Annotated in this window: 4 protein-coding genes; 2 read left to right on the top strand and 2 right to left on the bottom strand. The window is 71.0% G+C overall.

The window, feature by feature from the left end:
- The first annotated feature begins 89 nt into the window (after positions 1 to 89).
- The gene (locus J1M64_RS18785) at positions 90 to 1,328 is read left to right on the top strand and encodes a cytochrome P450 (protein WP_240341526.1); all 1,239 of its coding nucleotides are present in this window, start codon (positions 90 to 92) and stop codon (positions 1,326 to 1,328) included.
- A 24-nt stretch (positions 1,329 to 1,352) separates the two neighbouring features.
- On the opposite strand, the gene arfB is transcribed toward J1M64_RS18785, so the two are convergent.
- Together arfB and J1M64_RS18775 are read right to left on the bottom strand one after the other, a co-directional pair.
- The gene (arfB, locus tag J1M64_RS18780; protein WP_163377009.1) at positions 1,353 to 1,793 is read right to left on the bottom strand and encodes an alternative ribosome rescue aminoacyl-tRNA hydrolase ArfB; all 441 of its coding nucleotides are present in this window, start codon (positions 1,791 to 1,793) and stop codon (positions 1,353 to 1,355) included.
- 56 nt (positions 1,794 to 1,849) lie between these two features.
- Positions 1,850 to 2,461, bottom strand: coding sequence for a 1-acyl-sn-glycerol-3-phosphate acyltransferase (locus tag J1M64_RS18775; protein WP_206475182.1), 612 nt, complete (start codon positions 2,459 to 2,461; stop codon positions 1,850 to 1,852).
- Positions 2,462 to 2,627: 166 nt separating this feature from the next.
- Between J1M64_RS18775 and J1M64_RS18770 the strand changes: the two genes are divergently transcribed.
- Positions 2,628 to 4,268, top strand: coding sequence for a DUF4389 domain-containing protein (locus J1M64_RS18770; protein WP_241261787.1), 1,641 nt, complete (start codon positions 2,628 to 2,630; stop codon positions 4,266 to 4,268).
- The last annotated feature ends 117 nt before the right edge of the window (positions 4,269 to 4,385 follow it).

Here is a 4,385-nt window from a genome sequence, read left to right as displayed (position 1 = left end):
GTAGTGGAGCGCGGGGTGGTGGGGCGGGGCACGCGCTCGAGTCTAGAGGGGCCCTTCCCATTGTTTAACAGTCCGTGTTAAATGGCGCCATGATGCAGCAGCCCGCGACGGCCCCCACGTTCAACCCGTTCGACCCCGCGCACCTCGCCGACCCCTACCCGGGCTACCGGCTGCTGCGCGAGACCGATCCGGTGCACCATCACCGCGGCGACGGCACCACCGCCCACCCCGACTTCTGGGCGCTGTCCCGCTACGCCGACGTCGACGCCGCCGTGTGCGATCCCGGGACGTTCTCCTCCGCCAGCGGGCTGACCTTCTACCGCGACGAGATCGAGAAGCTGGGGCTGGCCCCGACCATCGTCATGATGGACCCGCCCGAGCACTCCGGGAAGCGGCGGCTGCTGGCCAAGGCGTTCTCCCCGAAGCGCGTCGCCGCCACCGAGCCGCGGATCCGCGACTTCGTCCGTGGGCGGCTGGCGGAGATGGCCGAGAGGTACGACGACGACGAGGTGGTCGATCTCCACCGCGACTTCAGTGCGCAGATCCCGACATTCGTGCTGGCCCACCTGTTCGACCTGCCGACAGCGGACCGCCCGCTGTTCGGCCCGTGGGTCAGTGCGCTGACGACCCTGCAGGAGGAGGGATTCCGCCCGGCCGGTCTCGAGGGCGGGGCGGTGGACGCGGTGGCGGAGATGTTCGCCTACTTCGGTGAACTCATCGCCGAGCGGAGGGCCCACCCGGGTGACGATCTCATCTCCGCTCTGGCTCAGGCCGAGATCGAGGGCGAGCGGCTGGACGACTGGGACATCCTCGGCTTCTGCTTCGTCATCGTCGCCGGCGGCAACGACACCACCGGCAACCTCATCTCGCACACCGTCGCGCTGCTCGACTCCCATCCGCGGCAGCGCGAGATGCTCGCGGCCGACCCGGGGCTGATCCCCGGCGCGCTCTCGGAGTGCCTGCGCTTCGAGTCGAGCGTGCAGGCGCTCGCGCGGACGACCACCCGCGAGGTGACCGTCGGCGGGACGACGATCCCGGCGGGGGAGAAGGTGATGATGCTCTACGGCTCGGCCAACCGCGACGAGCGCGAGTTCGGTCCGACCGCCGGGCAGCTCGACATCACGCGCGAGATCAGCGGGCACCTCGGGTTCGCCCGCGGCCCGCACTTCTGCATCGGCTCGCACTTCGCGCGGCTCCAGGCACGCATCGCGGTGGAGGAGCTCTACGCCGCGCACCCGACGGTCGGGGTCGACCGGGACTCGGCGGTTCGGGCGCTCTCGCCGTTCACCCGGGGGTTCGTCTCGCTCCCCGCGACGGGCCTGGCCTGACCTGACCTCACCTACGGCTGGGCATCAGTCGTGTTCGGGGCGCCTCCGATTGCGCTTGATCTCGGCCCGGCGGCGTTCATGCTGGACACGTCGCCGCTGCGAACCGCGGGTGGGTCGGGTCGCACGCCTGGCGACCGGCGGCGCCACCGCTTCGCGCAACAGCTCCTCGAGGCGCCGGCGTGCCGTCGCCCGGTTGCGCCGCTGCGACCTGTTCTCCTCGACGCTGACGGTGAGGACCGTGCCGGACAGTTTCGGGGCGAGGGTGCGCAGGGCCCGTTCGCGCTGGACCTCGTCCAACGCCGTCGTGGTGCCCAGGTCGATGCTCAGCTGCACGCGCGAATCGGCGGTGTTGACGTGCTGGCCGCCGGGGCCCGACGACCTCGAGAAGCGCTCGACCAGGTCTCCCGCCGGCACCGTGAGGCCACGGGGCGCGCCGGGCCCCGGAGTCACGCGCAGGCCGTCCATGGAGCCAGTATCCCGCACCGACGAGCGTGGCCGGGAACCCGACAGCAGTCCGGACGTCAGTCGAGCTGCTCCTGCGGCAGGTCGGCATCCGTGCCCGCCGCCCGGCGCTCGTCGACCAGACGGGGCTCGACCCGCTTTGAGGGATGGAACCCGGCCTTGTCCGCGTAGAAGGCACGGATCGTGTCCATGTCCGCGGCCACGTCGCCGGTCAGATCGATCGTCGGGCCGAGCCCGGTCGTCATGGTGCTGCGATCGACGTAGCCCAGCGTCACCGGCATGCCGGTTTCGCGGGCGATCCGGTAGAAACCCGACTTCCAGTGCGTGTGCCCGCCGCGGGTGCCGTCCGGGGCGACGACCAGGCCGAACGTCTCGCCCGCGTGGACCTGCCCGACCACGTCCTCGACGACCCGGGCGGGGTTCGCCCGATCGACCGGAACCCCACCGAGCGCCCGCATGATCGGCCGGCGCCACCCGGTGAAGAGGCTGGCCTTGCCGAGCCAGTGCATGTCGATGCCCAGTCGCCAGGCGATGCCGAGCATGAACACGAAATCCCAGTTGGACGTGTGCGGTGCGCCCAAGAGCACCGTGGGTCGATCCGGAGCCGGTCGGGTCGACAACTCCCAACGGCTGAAGAACCAGAAGGCGCGGGAGACGAGGCGGCGGATCACCCCGTCACCCTAGGCCACCGCCGGGTGCGGCGGAGGGGGTCGAGGCCGGACGGGAAATCGACACACAATCGACGCAGTTACACTGCGAATATAACGATATAGTCATCTTTACGACGGCATCGTCGATCCAGACGAGTGTCGTGACACCTACTCCTGAGGAACCGCTATGGGTGCTCCGCAACCCGCTCCGTCCCACTCCGATCCGAACCCCGGCTCGACGGCCCCGCCCAGATCCGGGCAGGGGACCCGTCCACTCAACTGGATCATGCTCGTCGCCGGGGTGCTGCTCACGGCGCTGGGCCTGGGACTCACGGCGGCCGGCATCCTGCTCGCCGCAGCAGAGGCCTCACAGCGGGACGGGCGGTATGCGTACACCGAGACCGAGCAGTTCCGCTCGGTCGGCAACGCGATCATCACGGCGCCGTTCACCCTCGACCTGGACGGGGACCAGGCCGCCTCCTCGGGTGCGTTCGATCTCGAGGACCTGATCAGCGTCCGCGTCCGCGCCACGCCTGTCGTCCCGGGACAACGGGTGTTCCTCGGCATGGCGCCCGCCGATGCCGTCGACGAGTATCTCCGGGACGTGCCCCACGCCGTGTTCGGCACCGACCCGTGGGCCGACGGCTACGGCATGGACGCGACGGACTGGTCGACCCGCTCGGATGAGAACGGCGATGTCGACGAGGTCCCCGGGACGCGGGTGCCGGGCCCTCCCGCCGACGAGCGGTTCTGGGAGCGTTCCGTCACCGGCTCCACCCAGCAGACCCTCAATGTGGACCTCCGGTCCGGGAACTGGGTGATCGTCGTGATGAACAGCGACGGCAGCCGCCCGGTGTGGGTGGACGTGCAGGCGGGGGCCCACACCGAATTGTTCGGATTCGCGAACCCGGCCACGCTGATCGCCGGGATAGTCGGCCTGGTGCTGGGGATCCCGCTGATCCTGCTCGGTGCCGCCGGGCTGGGGCGCGACGTCGAACGCCGAACCGCGGGCGTCCCGGGCGTCTCGGCCGTCTCGGGCGCTGATGTCACCGGCCGGTTGACCGGCCCCGATCCGCTGCGGCTGACCGGCCATCTGGATCCGGGCGTCTCCCGCGCACTGTGGCTGATCAAGTGGGCGCTGGCCATTCCGCACTACATCGTGCTGGCGGTCGTGGGCTTCGCCGCGGTCGTGGTCACGGTGGCGGCGGGCCTGGCGATCCTGTTCACCGGCCGCTACCCGCGCTCGTGGTTCTCCTTCATCGTGGGCGCGATGCGGTGGCACTGGCGGGTCGGCTTCTACGCCTACGCCGCCCTGGGCACCGACCGGTACCCGCCCTTCGCGCTGGGCCGGGCGGACTACCCCGCCGATCTGGACGTCGTCTACCCCGAACGTCTGTCGCGGGGTCTCGTGCTGGTCAAGTGGTGGCTACTGGTGATCCCGCACCTGCTGATCGTCGGCATCATCACCGGCAGTGGCGCGGCGGCGGTCGACGCCTCGACCGACAACGACGGCATCAGCGTCGGCTTCACCCTGCTGGGACTCCTGGTGCTGATCGCCGCGATCGGCCTGCTGTTCACCGGGCGCTACCTGCCGGGCCTGTTCGCACTGAACGTCGGCCTCAACCGCTGGGTCTACCGGGTCGCGTCGTACGTTCTGCTGCTGCGCGACGAGTACCCGCCGTTCCGCCTCGACCAGGGGCCGACCGAACCGGCACTCGCGGCCGAGCACGCCGACTCCGACGGGCCTGCCGACTCCGCCGGCCCTGCCGCCCCCGCCGGCCCTGCCGACTCCGCGGGGCCGGGAACACCTGCCGACCCCGCCCGCTGACGGGGCCGGGCGGGACCGCTCCCGCGCGCCGTCCGGCCTCGCCACCTTTGAAGTACGCCCGCCCCGGACACTTCCGGGGCGGGCGTGCGTTTTAGGGGGCGAGGCGCGGTTGCGGGG

Origin of the sequence: Dietzia sp. KRD202, assembly GCF_017168155.1 — a bacterium.
GTDB lineage: Bacteria > Actinomycetota > Actinomycetes > Mycobacteriales > Mycobacteriaceae > Dietzia > Dietzia kunjamensis.
This window is presented reverse-complemented; position numbering and strand designations above follow the sequence as displayed.

Coding starts and splice junctions, on each gene's coding strand:
- J1M64_RS18785 (WP_240341526.1), top strand. CDS start 90: ATGATGCAGCAGCCCGCGACGGCCCCCACGTTCAACCCGTTCGACCCC.
- arfB (WP_163377009.1), bottom strand. CDS start 1,793: ATGGACGGCCTGCGCGTGACTCCGGGGCCCGGCGCGCCCCGTGGCCTC.
- J1M64_RS18770 (WP_241261787.1), top strand. CDS start 2,628: ATGGGTGCTCCGCAACCCGCTCCGTCCCACTCCGATCCGAACCCCGGC.